Raw genomic sequence first — 16,021 nt, forward strand, 5'->3', positions numbered from 1 at the left:
CAAATTAAATTATTAAGGATATCCATGTTAGCTTTTTTTAAAGGTTTAGGTGTAGGTTTTTTATGTTTATTACTTTTTGTTGCAGGAGTAGTTTTTAATGTAGAATTTTTAGGCAAAAAAGACTCTAATCATGATTTATATTTTTCAAGAAATATAGAAGTAAGCAATACGCTAAAACCCGATATTTTATATGCAAATATTAATTTTTGGGCAAATGAAAATTTAAGTTCAAAAATTACATTAGACAATAGTGAAAAAGCTGAAATCACAAATACTTTCAATCAAATTTTAGAACGCTCAAAAAAAGAAAATTTTTGTAGCGGAGGAAGTTTTTCTTTAGAACCTAATTTTTCCTATAAAGATGGTATACAAACTCCAAAAGGTCAAAGATTTGATGCGAATTTAGAATGTGAATTTAAAGAAAACCAACTTGCAGATTTTAACAAGCTTTTAAATGACATCAATTCTATCATAGCTAAAAATAATTTCATCAGCGTTTCAACACCAGCCATACAAACAAAATTTTCAAAAGATACACTAAACAACAACAAAGAAAATCTCTACAAAGAGCTTTTAAAAACATCATACGAATATGAAAAAACTTACTCTTTAGATCTTAATAAAACTTGTGTATTGAAAAATTTACAAGTAAATGCCAATACCAATATCGCACCTAGAATGCTAAATGCGAAATCTGACAATATAGAACTTTCATCTCCAATTATCAGCAAAAAAGAACAAATTTTAAATGCAAAAGCTTTATTTATTTGCAAATAACTTATAGCAAAATAAACTCCTTTTAAGTTTATTTTGCTATACTTTTATCTTCAATTCTTTCAGAAATTTATGCGGGAATAGCTCAGGGGTAGAGCACAACCTTGCCAAGGTTGGGGTCGCGAGTTCGAATCTCGTTTCCCGCTCCATAATCACCCGCCCGGGTGGTGGAATTGGTAGACACAAGGGACTTAAAATCCCTCGGAATTTTTCTTCCGTGCCGGTTCAAGTCCGGCCTCGGGCACCACTTTTTCAACATTATCAGGGCGACATAGCCAAGCGGTAAGGCATGGGCCTGCAAAGCCTTGATCTCCGGTTCGAATCCGGATGTCGCCTCCAAAAGGCAAAACTTTACTTTATCGGGAGATGGCTGAGTGGTCGAAAGCGGCGGTCTTGAAAACCGTTGAGGGTCACACCTCCAGGGGTTCGAATCCCTTTCTCCCGGCCACCAAGACTTTCTAGTTTATCAAGCTTATATTATTCCTGAAATTATAAAGGATACTACAAATGAAAAATAATACTTCGGTCTTACTATTTTTGTTATATCCTAAAAAAACTTAGAAAAACTATGGCTAATATAATTAAAAATAAGAAATACAAATGGAAATTTAGAATTTGTTATCTTAAAACAAAAATATAAAATTTTAAAAATATGTCAAATTTTAAAATACAAGGTAGGCAAATGAAAGAATTTTATATGAATTTAGCTTTAAATGAGGCTTGGAAATATCAGTTTTTAACCTATCCAAATCCGGCTGTAGGCTGTGTAATCTTAGATAAAAATGAAAAAATTTTAGCCATAAAAGCTCATGAAAAAGCTGGATTAGCTCATGCGGAACTTAATGCCATAGCTCATGCTTTTAAAAGCTTAAGACCTGAAATTTCATTGCCCAAAGAAGCAAACGCCTTACATGAGTTTATTTGCAAAAACCATCAAGGTGTATTTAAAGATAGCATAGCTTTTGTAACGCTTGAGCCTTGCTCTCATCAAGGAAAAACACCTCCTTGTGCAAAACTCTTTAGCGAGCTAGGTTTTAAAAAAATTTTCATCAGCGTTAAAGATGAAAATAAAATCGCAAGCGGTGGGGCTGAATTTTTAAAAAAACAAGGTATAGAGGTTGAATTTGACATACTTAAAGAAGAAGGAAAAAAACTTTTAAAACCTTTTTTAAAATGGCAAAAAGGGCAATTTAAACTTTTTAAATTAGCCCTTTCTATGAACGGCTCACCTTTTGGCAAAATCGTAAGCAATGAGCTAAGTCGCACTTATGCACATGAAATTAGAGCGGTGATTGATTTGCTTGTAGTCGGTGGAGAAACCATAAGAAAAGATTGCCCTATATTAGATGCTAGGCTTTGCAAAGCAAAAGCGCCTAATCTTTGTATCTTAAGCCGTCAAAATATAGATAATTTTGATAAAAATATCCCTTTATTTAAAGTTCCAAACCGCCAAATTTATACCCAAATTCCAAGTGAAGCTAAATTTTTAATGTATGAGGGTGGAGAAAATTTTCTCAAAATCTTTAAAGATGAAATAGATATGTTTTTGATTTTCCAAAGTTCAAGTTTAAATGATGAAAAAAATGTTACAATACCTTTAAATTTCAAGCCACTTTACAGGAATTTTTTAGGGAGTGATACTTATGGCATTTATGAACTTTAGTGGATTTTTTTATGCGAGAAATGATTTAAGATTATTTAAAATAGAAAAGAAAAATGAATTAAAATCCTTTTTTTACAAGGACTACACCCTATCAAGCTACAAAGATGATTTAAATTTAAACAATGAAATCTTTTTTTATCAAAGTTTAAAAGAAGGCTTATTTAAGGAAAATGATGAAATTTTAGTTTCAAATTTGGGTAAAAAGATCATACTTTTTAGAAATTTCACTCAAAATTGCGATAATTTTAATGAGACAAAATTAAAACAAATATTGCTTTTATTTTTTTTGTTATTAGCGAGTGTATTTTTTGCAAGTTTGGCTATGATTAATGAATTTGGAGCCATAGATCTTCTTTTTTTAACGATTTGCTTATTGCTTTTAGTGATGGGAGTAATCAATCTTGGCTTGCTTTTTAAGCAAATTCGCATTCTTAAAAGTTTTTCCAAAGAAGAAATGAAAGAATTTTTAAGTCAAAGAATGAAAAAATACACTAAAGTGTAAAAACACTTTAGCATACTGTTTTTAAATTTGTAGCAAGACCACCTAAAGAAGTTTCTTTATATTTATAATTCATATCTTTTCCTGTTTCATACATGGTTTCTATAACCTCATCAAGGCTTACCATAGGAGTGGATTTGCGTGTCATTGCCATTCTAGCAGCACTTATGGCCTTAATGGCTCCAAAGGCATTTCTTTCTATGCAAGGAATTTGCACAAGTCCTGCAACTGGATCGCAAGTTAGACCTAGATGATGTTCCATTGCCATTTCAGCAGCATTACATGCTTTAAAAGCATTAGCTCCTAAAACTGTTGCCATAGCCGCAGCTGCCATAGAACTAGCACTACCAATTTCTGCTTGACAACCTGCTTCTGCTCCGCTAATACTTGCATTTTTCTTATAAAAAGAACCTATAAGCATTGCTGTTAATAAAAACTCTATAACCTTTTCATCACTAAAACCTATAGTATGATTTTTAAGATAAAGCATAACAGCAGGGATAACAGCACATGCTCCATTTGTTGGTGCGGTTACGACTTTTGCTCCGCTAGCATTTTCTTCAGCAATCGCAATAGCATATAAAGAAATAAAATCGATAATACCCATAGGATCAGCTGTCATCGCTACTCTTTCTTTAAGTCCTTTAGCTCTACGCTTTAAATGAAGTTTTCCAGGCAAATAATCTTCATTCGGGTGCGTACCATTATAATACACTTCTTGCATCACTTCCCAAATTTCAAGACAATAAGCACAAATTTCCTCTTTAGTGTGAAATTGCAATTCATAACGATAAGAAAGCTCTGCCAAATCCCAATCTCTTTTATCGCAAAGCTCTAAAGCTTCTTTAGCGTTATTAAGCTCTATATCTAGTTTTTTCTTTTTATTTTGGTTAGAATTTTTACCTTTTTTTTCTAATTCCGCAGCTGTTAAAACAAAGCCTCCACCTACAGAATAATAAGTTTCCTCATCAACTAACCCACCTTTACAATCATAAGCTTTAATTTTCATACCATTCTCATGTAAAGGTAAAAAATCTTTAGAAAATATCAAATCTTTTTCATAATTAAAACTAAGTTTTTTCTCGCCACAAAAATCAATTTGAGCATTTTCAATAGCATTTTTATTTACTTCATCTTGTATTGCCGCACTTAAATTTTTAGCTTCTAAGCCATTTAACCCCCAAATCACAGCCTTATCACTCAAGTGTCCTTTGCCTGTTAACGACAAAGAACCATAAAGAGTAACCTCAACTCTATCAATTTCATCAAGCTTTTTAGCAACTTTTTTACAAAATAAATTTCCAGCAAGCATAGGCCCTAAAGTATGAGAAGAAGAAGGGCCAACACCTATTTTAAAAATGCTTAAATTACTCATTTTTTATCCTTAATTTATAAAAGATCATGAATTGCAGCAGAAATTGCAACTATCCCCATTACCAAAACAAAAAGATCTAAAAATTTATTACGAAACCTTGCCAAAATATCAAAACGATAAATACAATAAAGCGGCATTAAGAAAAGCAAAATAGCCAAAACAGGACCACCAATAGCCTCGATAATTCCTATAACACTTGGATTTTTATACGCAACAAGCCACGCGATAGCAAAGGTAATGATCGCTGTTAAAGTTTGAGCGAATTTACCTTGAATTCTACCATTACTTGCTTTATATAAAATACCATTTAAGCCTTCTTGAGAACCAAGATAATGCCCTAAGAAACTTTTGCTAATAGCCACAAGTGCAACAATAGGTCCAACATAAGCTAGTAAAGAAACTTCAGGAAATTTATTTGCTATAAAAGTAAGAATATTGATATTTTGATCTTTTGCTGATGCAAAATCTTCTGGTGTAAAGGTTAAAGCACAAGAAAAAACAAAAAACATTACAACAAAAACCATAAGAATAATTGCCAAAGAAATAATTTTTCTAGCGCGAGGTTCAGCATAACCACCATATTCTTTTTTACAATAACAAGCAAGTGAAGAAATGATAGGAGAGTGATTAAAACTAAATACCATCACAGGAATAACAAGCCATAAAGTAACCCAAAAATTACTTGTTGAAATTACGGAAAAATCAACATTTGCAAATAACGATAAATTCCATTGTGGAATTAAAAGCAATGAAAAAATAAATAAAAATATAATAAAAGGAAAAACAAGAAAACTCATTGCTTTTGTTACAACATTTTCACCAAGAATAGAAATCAAAACCAAAACTCCAACAATCAAAAAACTCACCCACCAACGAGCAGCATGAGTAAGATCTGCATTGAAATTGAACTGATTGATTAAGAACTCAAGCAAAGTTGTTGTAAGATTAGCACTATAAACCAATAAAATAGGCAAAATAGCAAAAAAATACAAAAGTGTAATTAAAAATCCACCGCCCTTGCCAAAATAACTTTCTGCAACAAAAGTAATATCATCTTTTGGATTAGAACTTGAAAGCACAAAGCGACATAAATTTCTATGAGCTAAGTAAGTCATAGGAAAAGCTAAAACAAGTATAACTAACAAAGGTATCAATCCACCAAGCCCAGCACTAATAGGCAACAAAAGTACGCCGGCTCCAATAGCTGTTCCAAAAAGAGATAAAACCCACCTTGTATCGTGACTAGTCCATTTAGGAGTATTCATTATTCTTCCTTAAATTTAAGATTACATCTCTTTTATTTTAGCAAAATATTTATAAATAATTATTTTTTAAAAAAAATATTTTAAATCTTATGTAACATTTTGTAAATTTAATTTTATAAAAAAACAATCACTTGTATCAATACAGTATTATTTTAAAACTAAATATATTTTGAGTTTTGCAATCAAAAAATAAAAATTTGGAAGACTATGCTTCCAAATTTTTGCATCAAATTTTCTAAGGGAGTTAAATTTTCAAAAATTAATCTAATTTTTGACCTAGGATATTTCCTTGCATATCTGTATAAACTTCCATATTGTTATTAAACTTAAATTTATAACCATTAATTTCTTTGTCTACTTCAAGAATTTGAGCATTTGGTTGAGTTGCACTCACTTTTTTCATAACATTAGGTAAGATAGTATGTGGCAAAGCCTTATATTTTCCATCAACTTCTTTCCACTCTCCATTGATCATAAAATCAATTTCAGTTCCATCATTTAAAATCACATCATAAGAATCTATATCTTTTTTCACCAAACCAATTTGAGCGGTTTTAAAATTTTTAGAAATAAATTCTTTGGCATTATTTGGAAGTTCGCTAGCAGGAACAACCATATCTTTAGCTAAAAGCACCGTAGTACCCAACAAAGCAAGTAAAGTTAGTTTTGCTTTCATAATTTCTCCTTTTTTTCTTGGTTGGCGAAAGTTTAACTCAAAACTGTGAAGTGAATGTGAAACTTAAAAAATAATTTTCAAGCTTTCATTCTCAACACTTATACCTTGACTTTTTATAAATTTTATTTCTTTTCCATCTTCAAATTTTAAAATATCTTTATCTTTTAGATTAATATCATAAGTTAAAATATGCAAAACAATATCATAAATACAAAAGAAAAGTTCTTTTTCTTCTATGTTTAAATCACAAACTTCAAGTTCTAATTTATCAAAATTTCTAAGCCCATAAGTATAAGCATTAACTCCATTTTCACTAGGATAAACACTAACATATATCCAATTATATACCGGCAAGCGATTATCATCTAACATTTTTGCATTTTCTATATAAAAACTGGGCTCTAAAACAACTGCACCTGTATAAAAACCTAAAGCATGTTTATTATCCAAACATAAAGCTGCAATTTTCGTAAACATTTTAGCTTGTTCTAATTTGCTTTGATCTTGACTTAGCACCGCTATAAGAAGATGAGCTTTATGTTTTTTAGTTTGCTCTAAGGCATCTTTCCACATAAAATTAAAATTTGCATAGTATTCTACTTCGTGATTAGGTATAGGATTGTTAATCAAATTTAGAGTAACTAACATATTTTCATATGAAAAAATCACGCCCTCTTTGGTAAAATTTTCATCAGCTATTTTTATATTAAATTTATCTTCTAAAATGCTTTTTAACTCCGAAAAATTAAAATCAACTTCATCAAGAAGAACAAAAGAGGTAAAATTGTGATTTAAATCTATAGTCATGTTAAACCCTATTAAATTTTTATAAATTATAACCTAATAAAAATAAATACTATAAACAAGAATTTCTTAAAAATTATGATAATTGATATTAATTATAAATTTATTTTTTATACAGTATAATCTTTTAAAATTTATAAGTATATTTTTGGAGAAAAATATGGAATTTTTAAAAGATTACATCGATTTAATTATCTTTTTAATTCTAGGAATTATGGCATTTATAGCTTTTTGGTGTGTTGTAGAAAGAATGCTATTTTTTAGAAAAATTAACTTTAAAAATTATGAGAATCAAGAGCAATTTGATGATGCGATTAGTGAAAATTTAACCACTATATATATCATCTATTCCAATGCCCCTTATATAGGACTTTTAGGCACTGTAATAGGCATCATGGTTACATTTTACGAAATGGGCTTGGCGGGCAATATAGATGTCAAATCTATAGTCGTGGGGCTTTCTTTAGCTCTTAAAGCTACAGCCTTAGGACTTTTGGTTGCTATTCCTGCTTTAATGGCTTATAATGCCTTACTTAGAAAAGTTTCCCTCTTAAGCAATGCTTATAAGGCAAATAAAAATGCTTAAACTACCAAAAAATGAAGGTTTAAATATAGTCCCATTTATAGACATTATGCTTGTTTTGCTTGCTATAGTACTTAGTATTTCAACCTTTATTGCGCATGGAAAAATTCAAATCTCACTTCCTTCAAGTGAAAATGCTACCAATATAAGCAATAATGAAAAAAAACTTCTTATAACCATAGACGAAAAAAATACTTTTTATTTAAATGATAAATTAGCTGATTTAAATGAAGTTCAAAATGCTATTTTTTCACTTGATAAAAAAACCATAGTAGAACTAAAAAGCGATAAAAATGCTAAATTTGAAAGCTTTGTAAAAATTATAGATTTTTTAAAAGCCAAAGAACATGAAAATTTTCAGATTCTTACTGAGAAAAACAAATGAAAACTTTATTTTTAAATCATAAATACCAAGCTTCTTATATAACTTTTATAGTCTTTATACCTTTACTTTTTGTCATTTTTCACTCAAATGACTTTTTTAAAATGGAAATTAAAAATGAAGATTCTTTTTCTTTAGCAATAAAACAATTTACCCAAACTAATCCAACAAATGAGACTAAACCAACAGAATCCATTATAGAACCTATCAAACCAAAACCTCAGCCAAAAGTTATTAAAAAAACTCCTGAAAAAATGCAAAAAAAGATAAAAAAAACACCTCCACACCCAATACCAAATAAAACCCCAATAGCACCAACTCAAGAAGTTAAAACTTTTGCAAAAACAACTGATACAAATGTCAAACCTAAGATCACTCAATTAACACAAGGAAAAGATAATCACCCTGTATTAAAAGAAATCCAAAAAGCTATACAACAAGCACAATTTTATCCAAGGCAAGCAAAAAAAATGCGTATGCAAGGAACTGTAAAAGTAGAATTTTTATGGAAAGAAAACAAAACTTTAGCAGATTTAAAAATCATAGAAATCTCGGGATATGATTTGTTAGATAAAAGTGCTTTAGAAAGCATAAGAAAAGCTTCTTTAAATTTTCCACACTATAATGGAGATTTAAGAATTACACTACCTATTATATATGATTTTAAAACCCTAAGAGGATAAAATTATAATTTGCTACACTCTCTTATCTACAATTTGTGCTTCTTGATTTTCAATTTTATTTTGAAAATCTTTACTTAAATTCTGACTTAATTCTTGCAAAGATTTTTGCTTCAGTTTTTCAAATTCTTCAGGATTGCTAGCCTCAAGCTTTGCCTGCTCATCAGCACTTAAAGCACTTAAACCTTTTTCTTGAGCTTTTTGAAGCAAATCTTCGTCTTCTTTTTCTTTGATATTATTTTCCTTATCATCTTTTTTATTGATTTTTTGCGGATCTATGGTTTTCATAGCATTAGCTCCACCACCTGATGCTTCTTTAATGTCGCTTAAAATTTCTCTCATGCTAGGTTCTTTAACATCACTATCATCAACTTTACCATCTTTATTTACATCTTTATCAATAAAAAAATTTAATTTTTCTTCTATATTTGCATCATCAGATATTTTTTCATCACTTGTTTTAAAGCCTAAATTTTGCATACTTTGTTGAAGGGTACTTGTATTAAAATTTAATTTTACACTTTGTTGTTTATTATTTAAATTTGAATTTAAAGAACCAAAATTATCTTTTACACTTTCAAACCAATTTGAAACAAATTGATTTACTTCGCCATTAAGCCTTATACTACCATCATTTCTAGCAACATAATTCATATAAGAACCGAAATTTTTTTGTAAACTACTATAATTTTCATCGCTTAAATTTAAAGCTATAAGTTCACCTTGCTTATTTTCAAAAACAACCTTAACACCATCGCTATTTAAACTCGAAAGATCTTGCACGGGAATTTTATCTTGATCTTCTTTTTTTAATACGCTAAGCTCTTTTTTATCAACATTATTAGTTAAAGAATGGGTTAAACTAGCAGAAGTATCGATTTTCATTATTTATCCTTTTTTACATTTTGCAAATAAACCTAAACGACACATTTTTCTCTCATGTGAATTTTTTAAAGAATTACACTTTTTAAGTTCTTGCTCGTAGTTAGCACAAGAATTTGCAAAAGCAAAAGAACTCAAAATGCTTAAAACCAAAATTATTTTTAACATTTTCCAATCCTTATTTTAAAGATTTTTTAGTTAAAATTATACCTTTTATAATCGACAAAATCTTAAAAAACTTTATAATCTCAGAAAGGAATCAATGAAAGCATTAGCTCTTTTTAGCGGTGGGCTTGATAGTATGCTTGCAATGAAACTCATCACTGCACAAGGCATAGAAGTTAAAGCTCTAAATATCAACATAGGTTTTGGAAGCACAAGTGATAAAAGCGAAATCATGAAAAAGCGTGCGGCAATGGTAGGTGCAGATTTTGAAATGATAGATGTAAGAAATTCCTATCTTCAAGAAGTGCTTTTTAATCCACAATATGGCTATGGCAAACATTTTAATCCTTGTATAGATTGTCATGCTTTTATGTTTAAAACTGCTCTTGCTATGTTAAAAGAAGAAAATGCAAGTTTTATCATCACAGGAGAAGTTTTAGGACAACGCCCTATGAGTCAAAGAAGTGATGCAATGGCAAAGGTTAAAAAACTTGCTCTTGATGAAGAAGATTTAATCTTGCGTCCTATGTGTGCAAAAAACCTACCTCTAACCAAACCTGAAAGAGAAGGTTGGGTAGATAGAGAAAAACTCGAAGGTATTATTGGAAGAAGTCGTAAAAGACAACTTGAACTTGCAGCTAAATTTGGCTTAGAAGACTTTGAAAGCCCAGGTGGAGGTTGTTTGCTAACTCTTGATAGTTTTGCTAAAAAAATTCGAGATTTCATAGAATTTGACAAAGATATGCAGGTTAATGACGCACAACTTTTAAAATATGGTCGTCATTTAAGATTACCCAATGGAGCTAAAATGATCATAGGTAGAAATGAACTTGAAAATACTCTTTTAAAAGGTTTAAAAACTCCTAAATATGAAGCAATAGAAATTGGGGATTTAATCGGAGCTTACTCTTTGGTAGATGAAAAAATTTCAGAAAAAGACTTAGAACTTGCCTTAAAAATAGCCCTTACCTATACTAAACACGAAGTAGGAAAAAGCTATGAACTTAAATTTAAAAATCAAGCTTATACAAGTATAGCTTTTGAAAATAAGGCTGATATTAATCAATTTTTTATTAGTTAAAGTATAAAGTATTTAGCAAAACAAGCGATATAGTATTTGAATCTTTTCAAAATATTGCAATCAAGCCCATGAAAATGGGCTTTTTTTATTTTAATCCATAAGCATTTTTTAAATTGTTTAAATTCGCACTCGCATTCAAAAGCAAACAATCAGCCAAAACTAAACGTACCATAGCACTAGCTACAACACTTCCTCTAACACCTACACAAGGATCATGCCTACCTTTGAGTTCAAATTTCAAATTATTGCCAAATTTATCTATACTTTCTTGCTTGGCAAAAATAGAAGGAGTAGGTTTAAAATAAGTTTTTAAAATAAGATTTTCTCCATTTGAAATTCCTCCTAAAATTCCTCCGCTATGATTGCTTAAAAACTTGCCATCTTTTAAAGCATCATTATTACACGATCCGCGCATTTTGCTTGCATTAATACCTTCGCCTATTTCAACTGCTTTAACAGCATTAATTCCCATTAAAGCATGAGCTAATTTAGAGTCTAACTTATCATAAAGAACTTCTCCAAGTCCTATAAGCATACCACTAACTTTTGTAAAAACAGCAGCGCCTACGCTATCTTTTGAATTTCTAGCATTTAAAATTTCATTTTTAAAGTCACTTTCTAGTTTTGGATCAAGGCAAAAAATTTCACTTTTCTTAGCAAATTCAAAATCAAATTCTTCTTCTTTCAAATTTGATACAAAAGTTCCTACTCCAAAAACACCACTTTGAACACAAATATCAAATTCACGCAAAAGCATCGCTGCAACTGCACCACCAGCCACTCTAGCAACACTTTCCCTAGCGCTTGATCTACCCCCACCCCTATGATCTCTTATGCCATATTTATAAAAATAAGTAAAATCCGCATGAGCAGGACGAAATAGATCTTTTAAATTATCATAATCTTTAGAATGAGCATTTTCATTAAAAACTACTATAGCTATGGGATGACCCGTTGTATATCCTTCAAAAACCCCGCTTAAAACCTGAGCTTTATCGCTTTCTTTTCTTGGTGTTGCAAATTTACTTCCGCCTTTGCGTTTATCAAGCTCATTTTGCAAAAATTCTTCATCAAATTTAACCCCAGCAGGCATTCCATCAATAATACATCCAACAGCCACACCATGAGACTCACCAAAACTTGTAAATTTCAATCTCGTACCAAAGGTATTCACTATAAAGCTCCTAATTTCTCAAGTGCAATTTTTGCTGCCATTTGCTGTGCTTCTTTTTTGCTTCCTGCAATAGCTCTTGCAAGTTCTTTACCATCAAGCATTAAAGCAATTTCAAATTGCTTTAAATGATCAGGGCCAAAAGCACGCACTGTTTCATACTGCGGAGTTTGTCCGATTTTTCCCTGTGTAATCTCTTGTAATTTTGTTTTATAATCTTTTATAAGAATTTTTGCATCAATTTGAGGGAAATTTTTTTCTATAAGCCTTAAAGCAATAGTTTTTGCAAACTCGAACCCAGCTTCTAAATGTATAGCACCTATAATGGCTTCTAACGCATCTGAAAGTATAGAAGGCTTTTCTTTTCCTCCATTGTTTTCCTCAGCAACACTCATAAGAATAAAATCGCCCAAATTTAAACTATTTGCAATTTTTGCAAAAGACTTTTCATTTACTAAAGCTGCTCTAAGCTTAGATAAATCTCCTTCGGCATCTTTGGCGAATTTATGAAAAAGGTATTCACCTACAACTAAATCAAGCACGGCATCACCTAAAAATTCCAAGCGTTCGTTGTTGTAAGATTTTTTAAAACTTTTATGGGTTAAAGCATGTATAAGAAGATTTTTATCTTTAAATTCATAAGTTAAACTCTGCTCTAGCTTTTCAATGTTTTTCATCATTTTCCCTTGCAATTTTCAAAGCAGCTTCACGCGCCAATGTATCACACCTTTCATTTTCCAAATGTCCATTATGTGCTTTTACCCAAAAAGCCTTAATCTTATGAGATTTTGCCACTTTAATATATTCCTTCCATAAATCTATATTTTTTTTACCTTTAAAATCCTTTTTTATCCATCCTTCTAGCCATTCATTAATACTTTGAACCATTAGGTTAGAATCTGTAAAAAGCGAAATTTCACAAGGCTCTTTTAAAGCCTTCAAAGATTCAATAATTGCCATTAGCTCCATTCTATTGTTAGTGGTATTAGCCTCAGCTCCAAAACCTTCCTTTTGATACTCCTTATAACGCAAAATATAAGCCCATCCGCCAAAACCTGGATTATTAAGACATGAGCCATCTGTATAAATTTCAATGTGTTTCATTGTTTTTCACTTCATAAATAATTTTACAAGTATTAAACTCATAACAAACAGGACAGTGATAAAAAAACAAAGGCATTACATTTTTACACTCAGAACAACGATATGAAAATTCTAACCCCGCATTAAAAGAATTATCTTTTAAAATTTTTAACATTTTAAAGTTAGAATTTTTAAAAACAAACTGGTGCGTATCATCATGCTTTGAAATTTTACCCAAAGCATAAAAGAATTCTAAAAAATCTTGATTTTCTAAATTAAACGCTTCATTTTCTCTATAAAGCAAATCACAAATATCAAAAAAATTTTGCCCTAAAAACATATGATATTTTTCAAAAACTAAACGCCCCAACATAGGATTATCTTCTATTTTAAATTCTAAAAGTTTTTTCTTTTTTTCTTCATCAGTAATATTAAAAGTACAAAGTTCTAAAGCTTTGATAAAATCACGCTCTTTTTGTACATCTTCATTAAGCTCAAAAAGACATTCTAAAAGTTCTAAATTTTCTTTATAAGAACGAAGTTTTAAATAAACAATTTTTAAAAGTTTTAAGGCTTGTATATTTCTTGGACGCAGTTTTAAAGCTTGTAATAAAACTTCTTTTGCACGCTCTAAAAATCCTGCTTTAAAATAAACTTTTGCTAAAGAAAGGAAAATAAATTCTCTTTCTTGTTTATCTTTACATTTTTCAAGAGCAATCAAATAAATTTGAGTTGCTTTTTCAAATTCCCCGCTTTTAGTAAAAATTTCAGCCAAAAAACTTAAATTTCCAAAACTCAAGCTACTATTTCTTAATAACTCTTTATGAGCGTTATCCATTTCAAATTTTTTTATAAATTTTTCAAGCTTTTGTTCTTCATCTTTGTTAGCAAATATTTTCCAAATATAATTTGCAACAGCTACAACAAATACTAAAATGGTTAAAATTATAAGCCCTACTAAAGGGTCTCTGTATTCTACAAAGAAAAAATCCATAGTCTCGCTCTAAAAATTTTATGCCAAATTATAGCCAAATCTTTGTATAATTTTAACAAGGTTTGTAAAATGATAACTAAAGAAAGTATAGAAAATTTATCCCAAAGACTTAATATTGTTGATATTATAGAAAATTATATTGAAGTAAAAAAACAAGGCTCTAGTTTTGTATGTATCTGTCCTTTTCATGCAGATAAAAACCCGTCTATGCATATCAATCCTATCAAAGGTTTTTATCATTGTTTTGCCTGCAAGGCTGGTGGAGATGCTTTTAAATTTGTAATGGATTATGAAAAATTAAGTTTTGCTGATGCAGTTGAAAAAGTTGCAAGCCTTAGTAATTTTACTTTGAGTTATACAAAAGAAAAACAAGAAAATAAAAAAGAGCTAAAGTCTATACTACCAAGCTTAAATGCGTATTTTAAAGATAATCTCAAACACCACAAAGAAGTTTTAACCTATCTTTACCAGAGAGCTTTAAATGACAAAGATATAGCCAAATTCGAATTAGGTTTTGCAGGAGCAAGTGAAGATAGTATAAGATTATTGCAAAATCAAAAAATTCCTTTAGAAGATGCTATGAGTGTTGGAGCTTTAAAAAAAGATGAAAATAATGAATTTTACGCAAGTTTTATATGGCGTATCACCTTTCCAATCTACGATCATAAAGACTTATTGGTAGGGTTTGGAGGGCGCACTTTAAATCCCAATGTACCGGCAAAGTATGTAAATTCACCCCAAAATATACTTTTTGATAAAAGTAGAATTTTTTATGCTTTTAACATCGCTAAAGAAAATATAGCCAAAAAAAAAGAAATAATAGTATGTGAAGGCTACATGGATGCAATAGCTTTTCACAAAGCAGGGTTTAACAATGCTGTAGCAGTTCTTGGAACAGCATTAACCGAACATCATCTACCCTTAATCCGCCGTTATGATGCAAAAGTGATTTTATGTTTTGACAATGATGAAGCAGGATTAAAAGCTGCGACACGATCTGCATTTTTATTAAGCACAAACAAAATAGACGGTAAAGTGGCAATTTTGCAAGGCGGAAAAGATCCTGCTGAGCTCGTAGCAAAAAATGAAAGCACAAAACTCCATAATATACTCGATGAAGGAATAGAGCTTGGTGAATTTTATATCAGACGCTTAATATCCACTCATTCCATAATTTCTGCTCTTGATAAACAAAAAGCTTTAGAAACTATACAAAAATTCACCTTTAATCTTGAACCTTTAGTGGCAAATTCTTACACTAGTCTAGTTTCAAATTTATTAAAAGTGGATGAAAAATTTATTGTCTTATCACAAAATTCAAAAAAAACCATACAAACCCCTTTAATTTCTCAAAATAAATACAATTTTCCTAAAGAAAAAATTCACATTGCAGAATTAGAACTTATAGCTTTTTTAAAACAGCATCCAGATATATGTAACGATTTTAAGCAAATTAGTGATAGTGTTTGTTTTAAACATAAGATTTTATTGGATAAAATTTTAGAAAAAAAAGGTTATGAAGATAGTGATATTAGAGAATTTGAAAGTAAAAATATTCGAAAAAATTTAAACTATAGCGAATTCTTGTTAGGTATTTGCAAGGTTAATTTAGCTTTTTTAAACAATGTAAAAATTAAAAATTCTACACTCGCATTAAAAAAACAACTTTTTACGCTTATTGATAAAAATTTAAATCTTTTAATTAAAAATTTAAATACCGCAGAATTAAATAATTTTTTAAAAGAATATTTAAGCTTCTTAAAACATGAAAAAAACGAAGAAATTCTGCAACAATCATTTAGAAACTTAAATGGAATTTTTGGTAACAAAAACTTTACAGCTTATGATTTAGGATTTAGCATACAAAATAATGACGAACCTTTTTAATTTATTTAAATTTCAAGCCTTAATTTACCTTTTTTTAAACACAATCACGCTAAAGTA

At 29.9% G+C, this 16,021-nt stretch carries 18 protein-coding genes and 4 tRNA genes; 12 read left to right on the top strand and 10 right to left on the bottom strand.

Annotated features, from left to right (window positions below):
* Positions 1 to 24 precede the first annotated feature (24 nt).
* The 7 genes from FBF02_RS07885 to FBF02_RS07915 all read left to right on the top strand — a co-directional run bounded on the left by FBF02_RS07885 (position 25) and on the right by FBF02_RS07915 (position 2,939).
* Entirely contained in the window at positions 25 to 777 is a 753-nt protein-coding gene (locus tag FBF02_RS07885) for a hypothetical protein (protein WP_002851224.1), read from the top strand.
* A 71-nt stretch (positions 778 to 848) separates the two neighbouring features.
* Positions 849 to 923, top strand: a tRNA-Gly gene (locus FBF02_RS07890).
* 9 nt (positions 924 to 932) lie between these two features.
* A tRNA-Leu gene (locus tag FBF02_RS07895) sits at positions 933 to 1,021 on the top strand.
* Positions 1,022 to 1,039: 18 nt separating this feature from the next.
* Positions 1,040 to 1,113, top strand: a tRNA-Cys gene (locus FBF02_RS07900).
* A 21-nt stretch (positions 1,114 to 1,134) separates the two neighbouring features.
* Positions 1,135 to 1,222: transfer RNA gene (locus FBF02_RS07905), tRNA-Ser, on the top strand.
* Between the two features lie 204 nt (positions 1,223 to 1,426).
* Positions 1,427 to 2,437: a bifunctional diaminohydroxyphosphoribosylaminopyrimidine deaminase/5-amino-6-(5-phosphoribosylamino)uracil reductase RibD gene (gene ribD, locus FBF02_RS07910; RefSeq protein ID WP_010891948.1), complete on the top strand. Its 1,011-nt coding sequence runs from the start codon at positions 1,427 to 1,429 to the stop codon at positions 2,435 to 2,437.
* Complete coding sequence (locus tag FBF02_RS07915) at positions 2,418 to 2,939, top strand: hypothetical protein (RefSeq protein ID WP_002851161.1); 522 nt, start codon at positions 2,418 to 2,420, stop codon at positions 2,937 to 2,939. Before ribD ends, FBF02_RS07915 begins: the two co-directional genes overlap by 20 nt.
* Before the next feature lie 7 nt (positions 2,940 to 2,946).
* Here FBF02_RS07915 and FBF02_RS07920 read toward each other — a convergent pair whose 3' ends face one another.
* From FBF02_RS07920 to FBF02_RS07935, 4 genes are all read right to left on the bottom strand, one after another.
* Positions 2,947 to 4,311, bottom strand: a complete 1,365-nt coding sequence (locus FBF02_RS07920) for an L-serine ammonia-lyase (protein WP_002851484.1) — start codon at positions 4,309 to 4,311, stop codon at positions 2,947 to 2,949.
* 14 nt (positions 4,312 to 4,325) lie between these two features.
* Positions 4,326 to 5,576, bottom strand: a complete 1,251-nt coding sequence (locus tag FBF02_RS07925) for an amino acid transporter (RefSeq protein WP_002851351.1) — start codon at positions 5,574 to 5,576, stop codon at positions 4,326 to 4,328.
* Between the two features lie 259 nt (positions 5,577 to 5,835).
* Positions 5,836 to 6,252, bottom strand: coding sequence for a PepSY-like domain-containing protein (locus tag FBF02_RS07930; RefSeq protein ID WP_002843383.1), 417 nt, complete (start codon positions 6,250 to 6,252; stop codon positions 5,836 to 5,838).
* A gap of 63 nt (positions 6,253 to 6,315) precedes the next feature.
* Complete coding sequence (locus FBF02_RS07935; protein ID WP_002858259.1) at positions 6,316 to 7,059, bottom strand: DUF4261 domain-containing protein; 744 nt, start codon at positions 7,057 to 7,059, stop codon at positions 6,316 to 6,318.
* A gap of 157 nt (positions 7,060 to 7,216) precedes the next feature.
* On the opposite strand from FBF02_RS07935, the gene exbB reads away from it, so the two are divergent.
* From exbB to FBF02_RS07950, 3 genes are read left to right on the top strand one after another with little or no spacing between them, the layout of a single operon-like run.
* The gene (gene exbB / locus FBF02_RS07940; protein WP_002851166.1) at positions 7,217 to 7,642 is read left to right on the top strand and encodes a TonB-system energizer ExbB; all 426 of its coding nucleotides are present in this window, start codon (positions 7,217 to 7,219) and stop codon (positions 7,640 to 7,642) included.
* On the top strand, positions 7,635 to 8,024 hold the full coding sequence (exbD, locus tag FBF02_RS07945; protein WP_002851470.1) for a TonB system transport protein ExbD: 390 nt from the start codon (positions 7,635 to 7,637) through the stop codon (positions 8,022 to 8,024). The genes exbB and exbD overlap by 8 nt, the downstream gene beginning before the upstream one ends.
* Positions 8,021 to 8,704: an energy transducer TonB gene (locus FBF02_RS07950; protein ID WP_002851568.1), complete on the top strand. Its 684-nt coding sequence runs from the start codon at positions 8,021 to 8,023 to the stop codon at positions 8,702 to 8,704. The genes exbD and FBF02_RS07950 overlap by 4 nt, the downstream gene beginning before the upstream one ends.
* 12 nt (positions 8,705 to 8,716) lie before the next feature.
* Here FBF02_RS07950 and FBF02_RS07955 read toward each other — a convergent pair whose 3' ends face one another.
* Together FBF02_RS07955 and FBF02_RS07960 are read right to left on the bottom strand one after the other, a co-directional pair.
* Complete coding sequence (locus FBF02_RS07955; RefSeq protein ID WP_002851445.1) at positions 8,717 to 9,586, bottom strand: hypothetical protein; 870 nt, start codon at positions 9,584 to 9,586, stop codon at positions 8,717 to 8,719.
* A 3-nt stretch (positions 9,587 to 9,589) separates the two neighbouring features.
* Positions 9,590 to 9,751, bottom strand: coding sequence for a hypothetical protein (locus FBF02_RS07960; RefSeq protein ID WP_002778908.1), 162 nt, complete (start codon positions 9,749 to 9,751; stop codon positions 9,590 to 9,592).
* Positions 9,752 to 9,845: 94 nt separating this feature from the next.
* Here FBF02_RS07960 and FBF02_RS07965 point away from each other — a divergent pair, with 94 nt between their 5' ends.
* Positions 9,846 to 10,829: an MnmA/TRMU family protein gene (locus FBF02_RS07965; protein WP_002851386.1), complete on the top strand. Its 984-nt coding sequence runs from the start codon at positions 9,846 to 9,848 to the stop codon at positions 10,827 to 10,829.
* 85 nt (positions 10,830 to 10,914) lie between these two features.
* Here FBF02_RS07965 and aroC read toward each other — a convergent pair whose 3' ends face one another.
* The 4 genes from aroC to FBF02_RS07985 are packed head-to-tail and all read right to left on the bottom strand — an operon-like array spanning position 10,915 to position 14,077.
* The gene (aroC, locus tag FBF02_RS07970; RefSeq protein WP_002851463.1) at positions 10,915 to 12,003 is read right to left on the bottom strand and encodes a chorismate synthase; all 1,089 of its coding nucleotides are present in this window, start codon (positions 12,001 to 12,003) and stop codon (positions 10,915 to 10,917) included.
* Positions 12,003 to 12,677 (bottom strand): ribonuclease III, encoded by a 675-nt coding sequence (gene rnc / locus FBF02_RS07975; RefSeq protein ID WP_002851153.1) that lies wholly within the window; start codon positions 12,675 to 12,677, stop codon positions 12,003 to 12,005. The genes aroC and rnc overlap by 1 nt, the downstream gene beginning before the upstream one ends.
* Positions 12,664 to 13,104, bottom strand: a complete 441-nt coding sequence (rnhA, locus tag FBF02_RS07980; protein WP_002851277.1) for a ribonuclease HI — start codon at positions 13,102 to 13,104, stop codon at positions 12,664 to 12,666. Before rnhA ends, rnc begins: the two co-directional genes overlap by 14 nt.
* Complete coding sequence (locus FBF02_RS07985) at positions 13,091 to 14,077, bottom strand: CDC27 family protein (protein WP_002851401.1); 987 nt, start codon at positions 14,075 to 14,077, stop codon at positions 13,091 to 13,093. The genes rnhA and FBF02_RS07985 overlap by 14 nt, the downstream gene beginning before the upstream one ends.
* Before the next feature lie 69 nt (positions 14,078 to 14,146).
* On the opposite strand from FBF02_RS07985, the gene dnaG reads away from it, so the two are divergent.
* On the top strand, positions 14,147 to 15,964 hold the full coding sequence (gene dnaG / locus FBF02_RS07990; protein ID WP_002858326.1) for a DNA primase: 1,818 nt from the start codon (positions 14,147 to 14,149) through the stop codon (positions 15,962 to 15,964).
* Positions 15,965 to 16,021: the final 57 nt, after the last annotated feature.

The sequence above is a fragment of the Campylobacter sp. CFSAN093226 genome (assembly GCF_012897595.1).
GTDB classification, from domain to species: Bacteria; Campylobacterota; Campylobacteria; order Campylobacterales; family Campylobacteraceae; genus Campylobacter_D; species Campylobacter_D jejuni.

Bases quoted from the DNA above. Each gene is read 5' to 3' on its own strand.
- FBF02_RS07885 (WP_002851224.1), top strand. From the start codon at position 25: ATGTTAGCTTTTTTTAAAGGTTTAGGTGTAGGTTTTTTATGTTTATTA.
- ribD (WP_010891948.1), top strand. From the start codon at position 1,427: ATGTCAAATTTTAAAATACAAGGTAGGCAAATGAAAGAATTTTATATG.
- FBF02_RS07915 (WP_002851161.1), top strand. From the start codon at position 2,418: ATGGCATTTATGAACTTTAGTGGATTTTTTTATGCGAGAAATGATTTA.
- FBF02_RS07920 (WP_002851484.1), bottom strand. From the start codon at position 4,311: ATGAGTAATTTAAGCATTTTTAAAATAGGTGTTGGCCCTTCTTCTTCT.
- FBF02_RS07925 (WP_002851351.1), bottom strand. From the start codon at position 5,576: ATGAATACTCCTAAATGGACTAGTCACGATACAAGGTGGGTTTTATCT.
- FBF02_RS07930 (WP_002843383.1), bottom strand. From the start codon at position 6,252: ATGAAAGCAAAACTAACTTTACTTGCTTTGTTGGGTACTACGGTGCTT.
- FBF02_RS07935 (WP_002858259.1), bottom strand. From the start codon at position 7,059: ATGACTATAGATTTAAATCACAATTTTACCTCTTTTGTTCTTCTTGAT.
- exbB (WP_002851166.1), top strand. From the start codon at position 7,217: ATGGAATTTTTAAAAGATTACATCGATTTAATTATCTTTTTAATTCTA.
- exbD (WP_002851470.1), top strand. From the start codon at position 7,635: ATGCTTAAACTACCAAAAAATGAAGGTTTAAATATAGTCCCATTTATA.
- FBF02_RS07950 (WP_002851568.1), top strand. From the start codon at position 8,021: ATGAAAACTTTATTTTTAAATCATAAATACCAAGCTTCTTATATAACT.
- FBF02_RS07955 (WP_002851445.1), bottom strand. From the start codon at position 9,586: ATGAAAATCGATACTTCTGCTAGTTTAACCCATTCTTTAACTAATAAT.
- FBF02_RS07960 (WP_002778908.1), bottom strand. From the start codon at position 9,751: ATGTTAAAAATAATTTTGGTTTTAAGCATTTTGAGTTCTTTTGCTTTT.
- FBF02_RS07965 (WP_002851386.1), top strand. From the start codon at position 9,846: ATGAAAGCATTAGCTCTTTTTAGCGGTGGGCTTGATAGTATGCTTGCA.
- rnc (WP_002851153.1), bottom strand. From the start codon at position 12,677: ATGAAAAACATTGAAAAGCTAGAGCAGAGTTTAACTTATGAATTTAAA.
- rnhA (WP_002851277.1), bottom strand. From the start codon at position 13,104: ATGAAACACATTGAAATTTATACAGATGGCTCATGTCTTAATAATCCA.
- FBF02_RS07985 (WP_002851401.1), bottom strand. From the start codon at position 14,077: ATGGATTTTTTCTTTGTAGAATACAGAGACCCTTTAGTAGGGCTTATA.
- dnaG (WP_002858326.1), top strand. From the start codon at position 14,147: ATGATAACTAAAGAAAGTATAGAAAATTTATCCCAAAGACTTAATATT.